Source organism: Paenibacillus sp. NN59 (genome assembly GCF_057597225.1).
In genome coordinates this window covers 370,353-385,580 of the sequence record NZ_CP199678.1, presented here as the reverse complement: position 1 = coordinate 385,580, position 15,228 = coordinate 370,353, and the positions used below count along the sequence as shown (strand labels likewise).

14 protein-coding genes are annotated in these 15,228 nt (G+C 47.9%); 3 read left to right on the top strand and 11 right to left on the bottom strand.

What is annotated here, in order from left to right:
• Positions 1 to 53: 53 nt before the first annotated feature.
• Genes ACT89M_RS01845 through ACT89M_RS01830 form a run of 4 tightly spaced genes read right to left on the bottom strand, consistent with a single transcriptional unit; the run spans position 54 to position 4,406 of the window.
• Positions 54 to 1,163, bottom strand: coding sequence for an ABC transporter ATP-binding protein (locus ACT89M_RS01845; RefSeq protein ID WP_308723038.1), 1,110 nt, complete (start codon positions 1,161 to 1,163; stop codon positions 54 to 56).
• A 54-nt stretch (positions 1,164 to 1,217) separates the two neighbouring features.
• Positions 1,218 to 2,051, bottom strand: a complete 834-nt coding sequence (locus ACT89M_RS01840; RefSeq protein WP_154892058.1) for a carbohydrate ABC transporter permease — start codon at positions 2,049 to 2,051, stop codon at positions 1,218 to 1,220.
• A 38-nt stretch (positions 2,052 to 2,089) separates the two neighbouring features.
• Positions 2,090 to 3,010, bottom strand: a complete 921-nt coding sequence (locus ACT89M_RS01835; protein WP_154959941.1) for a carbohydrate ABC transporter permease — start codon at positions 3,008 to 3,010, stop codon at positions 2,090 to 2,092.
• 43 nt (positions 3,011 to 3,053) lie between these two features.
• Positions 3,054 to 4,406 carry an ABC transporter substrate-binding protein gene (locus ACT89M_RS01830; protein WP_308723039.1) on the bottom strand — a complete coding sequence of 451 codons (1,353 nt, stop codon included), beginning with the start codon at positions 4,404 to 4,406 and terminating at the stop codon, positions 3,054 to 3,056.
• A gap of 368 nt (positions 4,407 to 4,774) precedes the next feature.
• Here ACT89M_RS01830 and ACT89M_RS01825 point away from each other — a divergent pair, with 368 nt between their 5' ends.
• Both ACT89M_RS01825 and murQ read left to right on the top strand, forming a co-directional pair.
• Positions 4,775 to 5,746 carry a BadF/BadG/BcrA/BcrD ATPase family protein gene (locus ACT89M_RS01825; RefSeq protein WP_308723040.1) on the top strand — a complete coding sequence of 324 codons (972 nt, stop codon included), beginning with the start codon at positions 4,775 to 4,777 and terminating at the stop codon, positions 5,744 to 5,746.
• Between the two features lie 22 nt (positions 5,747 to 5,768).
• Positions 5,769 to 6,674, top strand: coding sequence for an N-acetylmuramic acid 6-phosphate etherase (gene murQ, locus ACT89M_RS01820; RefSeq protein ID WP_308723041.1), 906 nt, complete (start codon positions 5,769 to 5,771; stop codon positions 6,672 to 6,674).
• 326 nt (positions 6,675 to 7,000) lie between these two features.
• On the opposite strand, the gene ACT89M_RS01815 is transcribed toward murQ, so the two are convergent.
• From ACT89M_RS01815 to ACT89M_RS01795, 5 genes are all read right to left on the bottom strand, one after another.
• Entirely contained in the window at positions 7,001 to 7,840 is an 840-nt protein-coding gene (locus ACT89M_RS01815) for a MurR/RpiR family transcriptional regulator (RefSeq protein WP_308723047.1), read from the bottom strand.
• Positions 7,841 to 7,950: 110 nt separating this feature from the next.
• The gene (locus ACT89M_RS01810; RefSeq protein ID WP_308723042.1) at positions 7,951 to 9,195 is read right to left on the bottom strand and encodes an anhydro-N-acetylmuramic acid kinase; all 1,245 of its coding nucleotides are present in this window, start codon (positions 9,193 to 9,195) and stop codon (positions 7,951 to 7,953) included.
• Positions 9,196 to 9,379: 184 nt separating this feature from the next.
• Positions 9,380 to 10,042: a GAP family protein gene (locus tag ACT89M_RS01805; protein WP_308723043.1), complete on the bottom strand. Its 663-nt coding sequence runs from the start codon at positions 10,040 to 10,042 to the stop codon at positions 9,380 to 9,382.
• The gene (locus ACT89M_RS01800) at positions 10,039 to 10,797 is read right to left on the bottom strand and encodes a MerR family transcriptional regulator (protein ID WP_260510726.1); all 759 of its coding nucleotides are present in this window, start codon (positions 10,795 to 10,797) and stop codon (positions 10,039 to 10,041) included. The genes ACT89M_RS01805 and ACT89M_RS01800 overlap by 4 nt, the downstream gene beginning before the upstream one ends.
• 36 nt (positions 10,798 to 10,833) lie before the next feature.
• Entirely contained in the window at positions 10,834 to 10,992 is a 159-nt protein-coding gene (locus ACT89M_RS01795) for a hypothetical protein (protein ID WP_186811768.1), read from the bottom strand.
• A 183-nt stretch (positions 10,993 to 11,175) separates the two neighbouring features.
• Between ACT89M_RS01795 and ACT89M_RS01790 the strand changes: the two genes are divergently transcribed.
• Positions 11,176 to 11,841, top strand: coding sequence for a DUF4097 family beta strand repeat-containing protein (locus ACT89M_RS01790; RefSeq protein ID WP_186812363.1), 666 nt, complete (start codon positions 11,176 to 11,178; stop codon positions 11,839 to 11,841).
• 167 nt (positions 11,842 to 12,008) lie between these two features.
• On the opposite strand, the gene ACT89M_RS01785 is transcribed toward ACT89M_RS01790, so the two are convergent.
• Together ACT89M_RS01785 and ACT89M_RS01780 are read right to left on the bottom strand one after the other, a co-directional pair.
• Positions 12,009 to 13,481: an MBL fold metallo-hydrolase gene (locus ACT89M_RS01785; protein WP_154959935.1), complete on the bottom strand. Its 1,473-nt coding sequence runs from the start codon at positions 13,479 to 13,481 to the stop codon at positions 12,009 to 12,011.
• Positions 13,478 to 15,163: an ABC transporter permease gene (locus tag ACT89M_RS01780; RefSeq protein ID WP_154959934.1), complete on the bottom strand. Its 1,686-nt coding sequence runs from the start codon at positions 15,161 to 15,163 to the stop codon at positions 13,478 to 13,480. The genes ACT89M_RS01785 and ACT89M_RS01780 overlap by 4 nt, the downstream gene beginning before the upstream one ends.
• Positions 15,164 to 15,228: the final 65 nt, after the last annotated feature.

The following is a 15,228-nucleotide window of genomic DNA, read 5'->3' as shown; positions in this document are numbered from 1 at the left end:
GAAAGCCGTTATTCGTTAAGAGTTTGATTACGCTCTCCATCATGACGGATCTTCTATTCCCGTCCGATCGCCATCTCCGTCTCCGGGTCAAAAAAATGCGCTTTTCGCATATCTAGCACAAAGGTCTTATCCATACCCACATATGCATGGGTCTCAGGATGAACCTTGGCTGTCACCGTCCGGCTCCCCAGACGGAAGTAGAGCAAATTTTCCGAACCCAGATGCTCCACCACCTGAACACGTGCTTGAAGCATGTGATCTTGCGGAACATTGGGTGCCACATCATCACCAAAAATATGCTCTGGACGCAGTCCAAGGATGACTCGTTTGCCCCGATAGCTGTTTAAGCGCTCTAGCACATCCGCTGGTAACGTGAACGATGTACCCTCCACCTTCACTTGCGTACCTTCGATGTGAGCATCAATGAAGTTCATTGCAGGCGAGCCGATAAAACCGGCGACAAACATATTGCGCGGACTGGCATAGAGCTCTTTCGGTGATGCGACCTGTTGAATATCCCCATGATTCATCACTACAATGCGCTCGCCAAGCGTCATAGCCTCGACCTGATCATGTGTAACATAAACGATTGTAGCGCCCAGCCTTTTATGCAGCTCGCCAAGCTCTACACGCATCTGCACACGCAGCTTGGCATCGAGGTTTGAGAGCGGCTCATCGAACAGAAAAACCTGTGGATCACGCACAATCGCTCGTCCCACAGCGACACGCTGGCGCTGTCCTCCGGACAATTCGCGAGGCTTACGTTCCAGCATAGCTTCCAGGCCAAGGATTGAAGCAGCATTCTGTACTTGCTCATCAATATAGGCTTTGGGTTTCTTCAGATTTTTCAGACCGAAGGACAGATTCTCCCGAATGGTCATATGAGGATACAAGGCATAATCCTGAAAGACCATCGCGATATCCCGATCCTTGGGATGCAGATCATTCACAATGCGATCCCCGATCACGATGTCCCCGCTGGTCTGTTTTTCAAGCCCTGCGATCATTCGCAGTGAAGTGGTTTTACCGCAGCCCGAAGGCCCAACAAACACGACAAATTCCTTATCTTCTATTACAAAGTCCGAACCGGCGACCGCCGTGAACGTTCCTTTATGGTCGTCTTTGAACTCTTTGCGCACTTGGCGAAACTCCACGCGTGCCATAGGTTAATCCCCCTTTTACATTGTCACCTGTTGTAACTGCATAGGTTGCAGTGGTTATCCCTTCACGGCTCCAATCGTGATGCCTTGCAAGAAATAACGTTGCAATGAGAAGAACAGAATGATCATCGGCAATGCACCAATTGTAGCTCCAGCCATCATGGCACCGAAGTCGGTGGATTCAGCAAAAACAAAGGATGCGAGTCCAACCTGTACCGTCCGCATTTCATTCGAATTGGTGATCAGGAAAGGCCAGAAAAATTCATTCCATGAGGCGACAAAAGTGAAAATCGCCAGCACCGCGATGCCTGGCTTTGCCATAGGCAGAATCACTTTCCAGAAGATGCCGAACTCACTGCACGCATCGATTCGAGCCGCGTGAATGAGTGACGTCGGCAAGGTGGACATAAATTGTTTCATCAGAAAGATATTGCCTACACTGACTGCTGCGGGAAGGATAATCGCTGTGTACGTGTCCCCCAGATCAAATACGTTGACCATCAAAATGTAGAGTGGAATCAGCGTCACCTGTGCAGGAATCATCATCGTTCCAAGCAACACCCAGAATACGGCCTGACTGCCCGGAAATTTTAATTTAGCAAATGCATATCCTGCCAGCGAAGCAAAGAACACATTAGTGACTGTCAATATAATGGAGATCAGCAGCGAGTTATAGAGCCAGCGCCATGCATCCGTTTTGGCAAAAAAACGTTCATACGGCGACATGGACAACTGCTCGGGTATCATCTGTGGCTTAAACGAAGCTGACATCGTTGTGTCCTGCACCGATCCGACGAGCATCCAGTACATCGGAATAATCGTAATCAGTGCCCAGCCAGCGAGCAAAACAGACGCTATAACAAGCAACATCTTTTTTCGTGTTGAATTCATACGTGTATTCACCCCCGGATGCCTAATGAAAGCCCTAATTAATACTCGATATCACTGGAGAAATATTTGAATTGAATCACGGAGATGACAATAATGATGACTGCCAGTACAAAGGATTGTGCCGAGGCTAATCCAAACTCGTAAAACTTAAAGGCCGTCTCATAGATTAAATAAGCAATCGTAGTGGTCGCAAAGTTAGGCCCGCCTTGGGTCATCAGGTATACGGAAATAAACACTTGAAAGGACGTAATGACGCCAGTCACAAGCAAGTAGAGCGTCGTTGGTTTCAAAAGGGGCCATGTGATCTTGCTGAATTGTGTCCATCCGCTCGCATGATCGATATCGGCAGCCTCGTACAGCGATTTCGGGATACCTCCCATAGCTGCAAGATACAGAATGATGCCTGCACCGTGGGAACCAAGCCAATTCATCAAGATTAGAGAAAAGAGGGCTGTCCCTGACTGGCCAAGCCAGATGACCGGGTCAAGGCCGAAAAAGCCCAGGAAGCGATTGAGTAGTCCCGAATCCGTCGGGTCAAAAATGGCTAGCCACACGATCGAGATCGTCACTCCCGATGCTACCGCAGGCAGATAAAGTGTGGCCTTGAAGAACGTCTGCCATTTGCTTTTCATCTGGAAGATAAAATACGAGAGCACAAACGTAATCAGGATGTTGACGGGTACTGTTCCAAGTGTAAAAATGACGGTATTTTTAATCGATTTCCAGAAGGTTTCGTCCTTCACCAGACGTTCGTAATTGTCCAATCCCACCCACGTGGAGTTCATGATGTTGTATTTCTGAAAGCTCATAACAAGAGCTGTTAATACGGGGTACATTGTAAAAACGAGAAACAGCAGGACAGGCGCCAAAATAAACAAATACGCCCACCCGTAATCTCGCCAGAACCGGACAACCCGGGAATGCCGGGGTGCAGGCTCCGGCGCAAGGGCGGTCTGCATGGCGAATCCTCCTCTCCGAATCAAAGTATCACTGCGAAGTTATTTATTGCCCGAACATCTGCTGACCTTTGCCTTTGAAGTCTTCCGCGATCTGCTCGGGAGTTTTCTCACCCGAGAACAGCGCCTGAATGTTTGGTTTCACAACCTGTTCCTTGAACTGCTTTTGCTGTGATGCTTTGTCAATGTCCAGCTTGAGCACGACCGGCATCGCGATGTGTTTGGCCATTTCTTTCGCTGCATCCAGATTCACCTGCTGTCCCAGCTCCTTGCCTTTGAATAAGTCCGCTTGCGATTGTCTGACAAAAGGAAGAGCCAGCTCATTAGCCGAGTTCCCCGCTTTGGCACCGCTAAGCGCCTCCATTACAAGAAAAGTATTTTTGGCATGCTGCTCGCCCTTGTCTTTCTTCTGTTTGAAGGCCACATAACCCTCGCCGCCCATAGTCGTGGCTGCAGGCTGATTGTCATTGTGCGGTACGGGCAGCAATACAAAATCAATCTTTTCCCCCTGCACCTTGCCATCGTCAATATCTTTGTTGCGGTTCTGAATCATGACATCATAATAAGGAATTGCCTTCGAGATGATTGCCGTTTCACCGGCATAGAACATGTCCGTCCGCTTCGCCGGAGCAAGTGCTGCCGTTTCCTTCGGCATATAACCCTGATCCATCAAATTTTTGATAAAAGAGAGCGTGTCCAGAATCCGTCCATCATTCCACTGGAACTTTCCGGTTTCATCCAGCACATCAATCATGCCGTTGTTACGGGACAGCATTTCGATAAAATCAAGCGAAGTACCATCTGTCACCAAGGCATATTGTTTACTTCCGTTATCCAACGTTTTCGTCAACTTGGCCGCGGCTTCGTTAAACTCTGACCAGGTCCAGCCATTCTTCTGGATGCTCTTCCAATCAATGCCCGCTTCATCGAGAATACGTTTGTTACCGCCCCAGGCCCACTGGAACTGATAAAGAGGCAGACCGTATTGTTTCCCTTGAATCTGCCCCAGTTCTAAAGTGCCCGGCAGATAGTCATTTTTGATCTCAGGGGTCAGATAACTGTCTAGTTCCAGTGCCAGTCCGGTATTCACATACGTACCGTCCACACTATGGAAGTACAGATCAGGCGGATTTCCCGCGTTTAAAGCGACATCAAATTTCTTGGGCCCCTCAGCCCAGGAGAGCATTTCCGTTTTCACCGTAATATTCGGGTGTTCCTTATTAAAATCAGCAATTAAGTCCTTCAATTCATCCTCGTATGTGCCATGAACCGGGTATGTCCATACCGTCACCGTATCATTCGCACCCGGATCATTCGAATCTGCTCCACCACTGTTGCCACAGGCTGTGATCCAGACCATCAATAACACCATTGCCAAAACAAGACCCTTCCTTTTCATACCCTTCATCTCCTTTTGCATGTCGTCTTCTCTTGTCCTACGCCCATTATGAATGTCTATTGCTGGTGCCCTTCTGTTACCTTTCCCTTTCGTAACCCTCTGTTCACAGCCTGGCACAGAGCCGAAATCTACACCTCCTTGGAGATCGACCTGTTCGGCAAGGTCTAGTTTTACTAATGAAACTTTAACGTTAATTAATGTAACATCAATCGTATCGATTTCTTCCAAAATTGTGGATTGAATTCATTATATGAGGTGTAAAATAAAAATTCAACAATAAATTTATTTATAAAATTTAATTTTACTTTTTCGTTTTAAGCCTCTATACTATGAAAAAAAGAAAATATGCCCTAACGAGGTGAGCACGCTTGCGAGTATACGTAGGAATTGATGGAGGCGGTACCAAAACTGATGCAGCAATCATTTCTGAATCTGGGGACATTCTGGCAACAGCTCGTGGCGGTGCAACGAATCCACATAGTGTACCGCCTCACGAAGCTATAAAGGAGTTATTTCATCTCTTAGATGTTCTATTTTCATCCGATGTAGATTTTTTGTCTAGTTGTGAGAGTATATGTCTCGGTATGTCAGGTATAGCTAAGGATCAGGAGCGACAATGGATCACAGCTCACGTTGATGACTATATGAAAAGCAAGAAAAACACGGCTGATGCCATTCATGCGAACTGTACGATCCATGTTGCCACGGAGGGAGAAATCGCACTAATGGCCTCGCTTGGGCAACCGCACGGTTTGCTTGCAATTTCAGGAACCGGCTCGATCATCTATGGAATCACACCGGAAGGTGAAGTGAACCGGGCAGGCGGGTGGGGACATTTACTCGGAGATGAGGGGAGCGGTTATCGAATTGGACAGCGTGCACTGCAAAGCGTGATGAAGAGCCATGATGGCGTTTTGCCTACAACCATTTTGGCATCACTCGTATTGCAGGAGTTGCAAGTCAAGCATCCACCGGAATTAAAATACGTGGTATACCAAGCGGACTGGAACAAATCAAGTATGGCTTCCATAGCTCGCCTGACAATAGAAGCCGCTGCTGGAGGGGATGAGGTAGCACGTTTACTTCTCATGGATGAGGCTCAGCAGCTGGCCGATACCGCTAAAGCGCTCATACGCCAACATGTTTCTTTTGCCACGGCTCCTATGGCACTTTCCGGTTCCATATTTCGCTACTCTTCCCTGTTTCGAAATACATTCCTTCACCATCTTACCGGCGTACACGATCAACAGCAGGTTGTCTGCTCCGAAAATGCTCCTGCCCCAGCCGTGGGTGCGGCACAGTTAGCAAGACTACAATGCCACTTGGATAAATCATGCTAAACAAAAAAAGGAGGGCTTACGGATGAATCATACCCTTAACTCATTGGTAACGGAACAGCCTAACCCACAGACAGACGATATGGATCAACTGCCTTCAGCGGAAATTATGGAACTCATCAATCGGGAAGATCGCCGCATAGCTGAGCTTATTCAGCCACTAATTCCAGTCATTGCTCAAGCCGCAGACCGCATTGTAGCCAGCTTTCAATCGGGAGGAAGACTGTTTTATGTAGGTGCAGGCACAAGCGGTAGGCTAGGTATTCTAGATGCATCGGAATGCCCCCCTACGTACGGTACTCCCCCTTCTATGGTGCAGGGCATTATTGCAGGCGGGTTTCGGGCAGTTAAGGATCCGGTAGAAGGCGCAGAAGATAGCGAGGAAGCCGGGGCAACGGATTTGAAGCAGCACGGACTACATGCCAGCGATGTGGTCGTTGGCATTGCAGCGAGTGGACGCACCCCTTATGTGCTTGGAGCTATGAATTATGCCAGACAGCTCGGTGCTGTAGTCATCGGGTTGAGCAATAATGCAGGTACACCTATGAGAGCAATCTCGGATGTGAGTATTGAAGCGGTTATGGGACCAGAGGTTGTGATGGGGTCGACTCGCATGAAAGCCGGCACCGCCCAGAAAATGATTCTGAACATGCTGACGACAACAGCGATGATCCGTTTAGGTAAGGTATATCGAAATTTCATGGTGGATCTGAATCCGTCCAACGAAAAGCTTGTACACCGGGCAAAACGCATGATACAGCTTGCGACTGGAGCGCAGGAAACCGAAATTGAACAAGCCTTTACCGCAGCGAATGGACATGTCAAAACAGCTATTGTGATGCTGATGGCGGATGTCGATGCAGACGAAGCCGGGCGTCGGCTGGAGAATGCGGATGGTTTTGTACGTCATGCGATTACCGGATCAGGCTGATCGGGACGGCACACTAGCTAGCTGCTGTAACATCATCTATCACCTCTTGTTTAAGGATCGTTGGAATTTGTGCGGCAATCTTGTTTGTAATAAAGAAGTTGTGATGAAGAAGCACAGGCAGCAAGTCATTTGGTTCTTATAGACGAGCTTGTCTGGCGCTGAGAGATGGTGCTTTACATGAGAGAAGCCTTACCTGCCCGGCTGGCTTCTCTTTTTCTATTTTTTTAGCGTACAATTGAATTTTCTCATCAAAAAAATCCCTGGTACATATGACTGTACGGGATTCTCCACGTTTTTATTTTCTAGACACACCACAGTTTTGTTGCTCATTTATGCTCCTGAATCGCTTGTCTGCTCTTCTCCAGATACTGCACCGACTGATTATAATCCCGGCTGGCAATAGCCAAATATAGAATATCAATAACGTTAAGCTGTGCAATGCGTGAAGAGGTAGCTCCACTGCGAATATCGCTCTCCATCGACGTAATCATGAGAGGCACATCCGCAAGACTGCTCAGCGTGTTGCTGCCCCACTTGGTAATGCTGATCGTTCCCGCACCGCCTTCACGGGCATGCTTCAAGCAGGAAATTACATTGGAGGTCTCGCCTGAATAAGAGATACAGACCACAACATCGTCCTCGCGCAACGTCGTTGCAGACGAAATCTGCATATGTGGATCGGCGAACGAAAAGCTGGTACGGTTAATCCGCATGAACTTGTAATGTGCATCCAGTGCGATCAAATTAGACGCCCCCACGCCGTAGAAAAAAATGCGATTGGCTTCATTCAGCATGTTAACCGCCTGATCTACAAGCCTTGGTTCCAAAATATGAACCGTGTCCTTGATCGATTGAATATTGTTTGTAGACACATGTTGAATAATACTCTCGATGGAGTCTTTAGGACGAATCTCTGTATATTGAAATTGCTCATTGGTCTGTAAATCTCCCGCTATCTTGAGCTTCAGCTCCTGAAAGCCGGTTACACCAAGAGATTTGCACAACCTGATAATGGCGGCCGGACTGCCTCCGCTTCGTTCAGACAGTTGCGCAACGGACGACTGCACCGTCTCTTGGGGGTGTTCCAGAATGTAAGCTCCGATCTTTCGTTCCGACGGAGTCAGATCATCCAGTAATGCGCGTAAACGTACAAGTCCACCTTTCATACCTTCCATCCGCTCCTCCTCTCCGTACTGTTATCTGTACAAGCATTTTATCTTATATTTATGGCCACGTCTAACGGGAGACACAGCTTACCTTGGCAATTCAATGGCCACTACAGAGTCAGATGTCCCGAAATAACGGCATGTGCCGCACCTGTTACATGAGGAAGTGTATTGGTTCTGCCCATCAAAGCCTCATGTCCAAGCAGCGCAAACCCCATCGCTTCCCTGGCATCATCCGGAACACCGTAATCTGCTGTACGCTCCAGACGTATGGATTCGGGAAGTCTTAACCGAATCATCTTCATTAATGTGTCATTGGATGTACCCCCGCCGCAGGTAAGCATTGCCGAGATTGACGTCTTGGGTAACACAAAATCCTCAACGGCCCGTACAATTGTTTCTGCTGTAAGCCAAGTTGCGGAGGCTAACAGATCTTCCAGCGACAGATCATGCAATGCCGCAACTTCCATAAGTCGCTTGGCATAATCTGCACCATACACTTCACGTCCGGTGCTCTTGGGCGGTTGACGACGGAAGTACTCATCGTTCAAGCAGTAGGCCGCCAGCTCGGAGTGCACGTTTCCCTTCGCTGCTATACTCCCGTTCGGATCGTAATGCTGTTTCCCTTCGGTAGCATGACGAACCAGTGCATCTATCACCATATTCCCTGGACCTGTGTCGAAAGCCGAAACCTCCGTCTCGGATGATCCTGCCGGAAGCACAGTCACATTGCCGATTCCGCCAATGTTCTGCACCAGACGTCCTTCCGTAGCACTACGGAACATTAATGCATCCGCATAGGGAGTGAGCGGAGCACCTTCCCCGCCTGCGGCCATATCACGTGCACGCAGATTACCAATAACGGGCAGCCCGGTGCGCTCTCGCACTACGGCACATTCGCCGATTTGCAATGTAGAACTTACCTTCAAACTGCCGGTACCCAACGGGCTTGGAAACGCAGAAGGAACAGGTGCATGCCAGATTGTCTGCCCATGCATGCTGATTACATCGACTTGTCCGCTTGAGACTCCAGCTGATTTCAGTAGCTCCTGTACACTCTGTGCGTACCATTCGGATACGCCGAAATGGGCTGTTGTCAGCTCATCAACACGCGCTGTTTCGGGAGAACATAAGCGAATCAACTTCTCTCTGAGCTCATTCGTATATGGTGTACAGACAAAATCAATAAGATCAAGCCGTTGCATTGCTCCGCTCTCATCGGTTTGAATATGTACCAGTGCCGCATCCGTTCCATCCAGCGACGTTCCAGACATCAATCCAATCACCAGGTGCTCCCGTTTAGAACGGTACTTTGCCCACATCGGGTAACTGCTGATATCTCCTCGTGTGTCCATACGTATGCCAACCTCCCTAGACCGGATGCTCCACCTGCCCCGTCCTGTCCATATTTCAATCAGTATATGATACAAAATTTCACAAGTCAATTATAGCGTGAAATTTAATTACACTTTCATATACTTCTTTTATCTCGCACTCCATATCTCTTATATCTGCTCTTTCTACTACATAGACGAAACGCTACAAATAATCGAGTACGTTGAAAATAAGAATAAGTCCAGCTATGCACATAACCCACGAGAGCATAGAGTCTGAATGTTCAACCAGCTTACGATGCAACTTCTCCAAGTGGTATTGAATGAATGACCCGATCCAAGTGTACAGCAGATAGATCAGCACAGACGGCATAATCATCAAAATATTGTAACTGATTAGTATCGGCAACCACTCCAACCATGAGAGCCCCTTACTCGTCATGAGACCTACTGCACCGAAATATGGTAAAGCTGTGCCTGCTTCCAGCAAAAACGTTGTAGACCCCATTAAGACTACTCCCACAGTACCAGTAGAGCGTAAAGAATGGATTCGATTATTTTTTCGAGAACTGGGTTTAATCCAGAAGCTTACCACAAACAACAACGCACCAATGATAAATATCGACCAACTTGCAATCTTGTTATGGAAAAAGGAACTCAAATAATCTTGTACAAACTCCATCGCCAGCATGAGTATACAGCCAAGGAGAAAGTATAGTACCGTAACGGTCAGCAAATACACAGCCAATCGCAAACCGAATTGTCTTTGCCCCAACGCCATCAAATAGACGGTTACCCCCAGAAGTGTTGGGCTTAACATATCCAGAAATGCGAGACCTCCAACATAGAGCAACATTTCAGCATTCATTCAGCTGTTCCACCTTCGTTGGTTATAAAAATGTCATAGGCCGCCTCCATATAATCTAAAAGTTCAGGCTCCAAGGGGTAAAAGCCAAGCTCTTCGGAAACTTCAGCCGATTTCCTCGCCTCCCATAGTTTGTTTAAAAAATCATCCTGCCCTGCGAAGTCCTCTCGTTGCTTCTCCATCATTCGCCTGATAATGTTCTGTACTTTCTCATGTTTAGGCGGTTCATGCATATGACTCTTAAGCTGCCCAAGCAGTGCAATCCACTCCAGCGAATGGGGGTCGTTTGCTCGCATCCGTGGTAACTTCCGCCACATCATCATTTCATCATGACTAAATAATTCCTCTCTTAAAGAAGGTCGCTTGGCTACTTTGGGTTTGGAGAGTTGAATCAGCTTTTCGATCGCTTCATGCTGATCTCCCTGCTCCAGCACTAAGCTGTGCAACATCTCCCTGATCGATACCTCCATCGATTTCAGCCGTTGTTGCTCTTCTACAATGTAATTCAGCTGATTACGCAAAGAATGCTCCCAATTCCAAGACGCATCCGATAACATCTCCTGGATATCTTTGAGCGCATAACCCAAATCTTTGAGAAACTGAATCTGCTGAAGCTTCTTTAGATCGTTCTCTACATACAAACGGTGACCACCATCAGTCTTAGAGGATGGCTTTAAAAGACCGATTGAATCATAATACCGCAGTGTTCTTACAGTAATATCCGTCTTACGTGCAAGTTCATTAATATGAATATACAACCTTCATTCACCTCTCAGGCATCCTGTACAATTCGCTCAGGTATCTTTGTTTTTCCGTTCTCCAGACCACACATATTTCAGAAGATAACCAGCACCTAACCCGATTAATACACCTGGAAATAAATAATCCATGGTTAGTCCGATGCCTGCCCCGATGATAACACAACTGTATATGAGGACATCCCCAGTTTTCATGTTCGCACCTCCTTCTATTTGCAAAACAAGACCTTTTTGATTTGTGACTATTATATAAAATGACGTAACGTCAGCTTCAACTCCTAATCATTATGCAAAAAACTTGATCCTTACGTAACGTCATCTCGTACGATGGATGAACACACCCTGTTCCTAATCCATTTCTTATTACGAGGTGATTTAATGAAAAAAGTTTGGCCTGTATGGCTTTGTATGCTTCTCATTCTGGTATCCTGCAATCCGCCTCATGCCCCTTTTACAGACAATCAGACCATGCCGCTTGGTACAGCTAAAGTCATTTCTATTGATAATGGCAGTACTCCCGTAACCATAGAAACCATATCCGACCTTGATTCGTTGGAAGTGTCCAGTACTGCTCCTGATCGTAAACCTGCTTTCACAATAGAACGAAGCCAGCAACACATTCGAATCGCAGCCAACAATCATCTGTTTCGCATCTTTAACTTGGCCAATAAACCCGTCATGGTCGTCAAAATCCCTCTACATTATAAGGGGAGTCTGCAGATCAACAGTTCGTCCGGAAGCGTAAACATCATTCGGCCTCAGAATAGTCTGGTAGTGGATGGAACTAGCGGCTCCATTGAACTGACCGCAGACCGTATTGTTTCAGATATTCGCCTTGCCTCCACCAGTGGTAAGATATCGCTAAGAATCGCGGAGCCTGTACCTGATGTAAGTTGGACACTCGAATCCCGTAGCGGAAGGCGTTCTTTTGCTCTTGAATGGCGGCAGATGAACGAAAATAAACATATATCACAAGGGGTTACAGGTCAGGGAACACATCAAATACACGTGATAACTCGATCAGGTAATATTCAGGTTCAATAGTAAGAGCAGGCCATCCCCCTTAGGACAGACGCTTCCTTAGAAATTGAAAAAAATAATAGTTTAGCCATACGACAAAAAAGGCACACGAGGTGCCTTTCTGGCTGTTAAAGCTATTCTTTGTCCGTATCCTTTCGAAATCAAAACTGAGATGATCGTTAAGCTATTCTTCAAAAAATTAACTCATCCCCAGGAGATAACAGATCAATATCCGTACCAGATCGAAATTGTCCAGCGAGCAATCCTTGTCTCAGCCGCTCTGTCTCTGCAAGGTCGGTATGAACCAGCACGTTGTGCCGGGCATTGACCCGGTTCAACATCCGCTCCACATCATGCCATCCTTGATGAACCTTATATCGGACCTTTTCCACCCTGCATGTGCCGTATTGCTCAGGACTTTCGAGCAATTGATGTGCGAATGTACCGGCAGAAGTATGTCCCGTAAGCAAAATCAGATTTTGCACTTCAGGTGCCCACATCCCGTAATACCAGCGTGCGAGTGAAGACTGCATCATGCCATCCGGAATGAACCAGAGCGAAGCCTCATATTTTTCAAGCAACGTTGTCCGCTCTTCGGGTGTACTCACGCTTTCCCAGCCCTCTCCGCTCAGAAATGTTGCAATCCGATGAGCAGGCGCACTTTCGGTGACTTCACCTTCCAGCTCTCTAAGCCAAAAAGATGCACGATGCAACTGCTTCATGCCATCTACAAGCCTCTGCTCCACAATCAAAGGTACATCTGCAAAACGATGTTGTGCCCACAGAATCAGTTCCTGTCCTCGGCCAACCGCAGGCATGGGCAAGAGCACCTTACCCCCTTGATGAAGAGCATTCTGGATGGCACTTTCCAGCTGCTGTAACTTGTCTGCCTGAGCATCATGATCTGTTCCGTAGGCTGCATCGATAATAGCCAAATCCGGTCTGATGACAGGTTCCATTTGTACTTCCAAAGGAGCATACTCCACGGCTTGCCTGCTACTCGTAACGGATGCGTTGCTGGACAAAGACAAATGTTGAGCTCCACCTGCCACAGAAGCAACGGGCATGACTTCTTTCAGTCTCTGCCTCTTCAGATCAGCCTGCCTGAATCCGTCAGCCACATCATCTGCCTGTAATAGAATAGATTCCAACGTGTAATCACCAGAGTACAGTATTCGCTTATCTTCCATTTCCAGCCCAAACCAGACTGATCCGGCCAAATGTCCAGTACGTCCCCACATGACCGATACACCAGGTAACAATTCAAACCAGTACTCACGCTCAGCCTCATCCTCTAAAAATCGATAGCGAATCCGTTTTTCATCTACTTCATCATAGGGCAAAGATTGACCTGCACGTTCCATATTGTTACGCCATGATCGAAAGTAAGTTGTTAGCTGCTCTTTCGTCTCGCGTGTTGTCCACACTTCACCCGTATACCCCAGCTTGTAAAGTAGCGGGATGGCAACGGAGTGATCCTCATGGGCATGGGATAACAGCACTGCATCCAGTTGTGGCACAACCTCCGGTTCGATGAGCGGATATTCGCCGTTGCCTTCTTTTTTCACACCACAGTCAAGCAACAGCCGGTAACGGCTCCCGCTAAGCAGATAGGCAGAACGTCCGTGCTCGCCCGCACCGCCCCATACATTCAGTTTGATCATGAAGCATTCCACTTTCTCTTTGAATTCAGCATTTCAATCCCAAGCAGCATCAGTACGGTCATGCCGACGGTTACCACAGCCATCGCCATACCAAGTGACACCTGACCCTGTTCAAACTGGGCAAAAATATACGTCGCCGACGTCTGCATCGACGGCGGAAGAATCAGAAGCGAGCCGACCAATTCTCGGGTCGCAATCGTAAAGGTCATCATCCAGCCCGCCAGCATACCGGGCAGGATCAGCGGAACAAGGATGCGCCGCAGAATGTACAGCGGCTTACCGCCAAACACCTGACCCGCCTGAAACAACGTGCCATCGATCTGGGTAAAGCTTGATTTTACATATTGCACGGTATATGGCAGGAACAGCACAACATACGTAAGCACCACCATCCCATACGTGTTATACAGCGTAACGGGCAGCCAAGGCGAGTTCCAGAACAGAATCAGACCAACTACCATAACAATACCCGGCACCGTGTTTGGTAGCAGACTGAACAAGTCGATGACCCGCTGCATGAACGAAGATGACTTGCCAATGGCCAGCGCAAACCCCGTACCAATGATTACTGCCACCGTAGAAGCTGCCAGAGATAATCCGAGACTGTTTCCGATCGCCTTCATGCTTACTGAACCCCAGGATAACAATTCCCGGTAGTGCTCCAATGTCAGATTGTCCAGCGCAAGTCCTACTCCCCGTAGCTTCATCGTAGATGCCGCTATGATCGAGAAATACGGGATGCCGATGGATAGAATGAGCAAGATGGCAAGATATGCACCACATAACCATCCTGCCCACCCCCGCAAAGAATAGCGCTTCGAGCGTTGTCCTTTACCGCCTACCAACCGATATGTGAACTTCCGGCTGATTGCTGACTGCATGTACCACATAACCAGACAGACGGACAGCAACACCGATGCCAGTGAAGTCGCCTTACCGAAGTCGATCGGCCAGCTGGAGATGTATTTGTGAATCTCTGAAGTCATCACATAGTAGCCGATTTTGCGCCCGAAGGTCGCGGGTGTACCAAACTCCGCAATCGTTTTGACAAAAACAAGCATAATTCCCATCCCGTAAGATGACAACAATAAGGGTAAAATAATCCGTCTGAATCGGTATCCGGCACGCCCACCGTGCACGGCTCCCGCTTCTTCCAAATTACCGCCGATGCGGATTAACGCATCCCGTAGCAGCAAGTAGAGGAAGGGGAACAAGTGCAGACTCATGATCATCACCATGCCCCAGAAGCTGAAGAACAGCTCCGTCCAGTTCGCAGAGGAGGGTATCCATTGCTGGAGGTATCCCCCTTTTTGCATAAATAGAATCCATCCCATGGAGCCGATATACGGCGGGGTCATGAACGGAATCATCAGGATGACATCCACCCAGCGATGCTCTCCCATCCGGGTTTTGGACATCATCCAAGCGAGCGGTAACGCCAATAGCGTTGTCATCGCCACCACGCAGATGCCCAGCCACACGGAATTCAGCAACACACCGGATAGATGATGCCCCGTAATCGTACGCAGAGGCGCCATCCAATCCCATTGCCCGTTCGGGTACACACTTTGCCAGAAGATGAGTAACAGCGGCACACCAATGCTAATTGTCAGCAGAAAGAGGGCCAACACCACGCCCACTCTCCGAAAAATACGGTTGTTATCTGTTACAACAGGTTTCACTACGCTCACCTCACATGACTTTCCACATCAAGACAGCAGCATCACCTGTTGTCCACCGTTTCTGT

What these genes read in the sequence shown, in the direction of transcription:
- ACT89M_RS01845 (WP_308723038.1), bottom strand. Translation starts at nt 1,163, where the DNA reads ATGGCACGCGTGGAGTTTCGCCAAGTGCGCAAAGAGTTCAAAGACGAC.
- ACT89M_RS01840 (WP_154892058.1), bottom strand. Translation starts at nt 2,051, where the DNA reads ATGAATTCAACACGAAAAAAGATGTTGCTTGTTATAGCGTCTGTTTTG.
- ACT89M_RS01835 (WP_154959941.1), bottom strand. Translation starts at nt 3,010, where the DNA reads ATGCAGACCGCCCTTGCGCCGGAGCCTGCACCCCGGCATTCCCGGGTT.
- ACT89M_RS01830 (WP_308723039.1), bottom strand. Translation starts at nt 4,406, where the DNA reads ATGAAAAGGAAGGGTCTTGTTTTGGCAATGGTGTTATTGATGGTCTGG.
- murQ (WP_308723041.1), top strand. Translation starts at nt 5,769, where the DNA reads ATGAATCATACCCTTAACTCATTGGTAACGGAACAGCCTAACCCACAG.
- ACT89M_RS01815 (WP_308723047.1), bottom strand. Translation starts at nt 7,840, where the DNA reads ATGAAAGGTGGACTTGTACGTTTACGCGCATTACTGGATGATCTGACT.
- ACT89M_RS01810 (WP_308723042.1), bottom strand. Translation starts at nt 9,195, where the DNA reads ATGGACACACGAGGAGATATCAGCAGTTACCCGATGTGGGCAAAGTAC.
- ACT89M_RS01805 (WP_308723043.1), bottom strand. Translation starts at nt 10,042, where the DNA reads ATGAATGCTGAAATGTTGCTCTATGTTGGAGGTCTCGCATTTCTGGAT.
- ACT89M_RS01795 (WP_186811768.1), bottom strand. Translation starts at nt 10,992, where the DNA reads ATGAAAACTGGGGATGTCCTCATATACAGTTGTGTTATCATCGGGGCA.
- ACT89M_RS01790 (WP_186812363.1), top strand. Translation starts at nt 11,176, where the DNA reads ATGAAAAAAGTTTGGCCTGTATGGCTTTGTATGCTTCTCATTCTGGTA.
- ACT89M_RS01785 (WP_154959935.1), bottom strand. Translation starts at nt 13,481, where the DNA reads ATGATCAAACTGAATGTATGGGGCGGTGCGGGCGAGCACGGACGTTCT.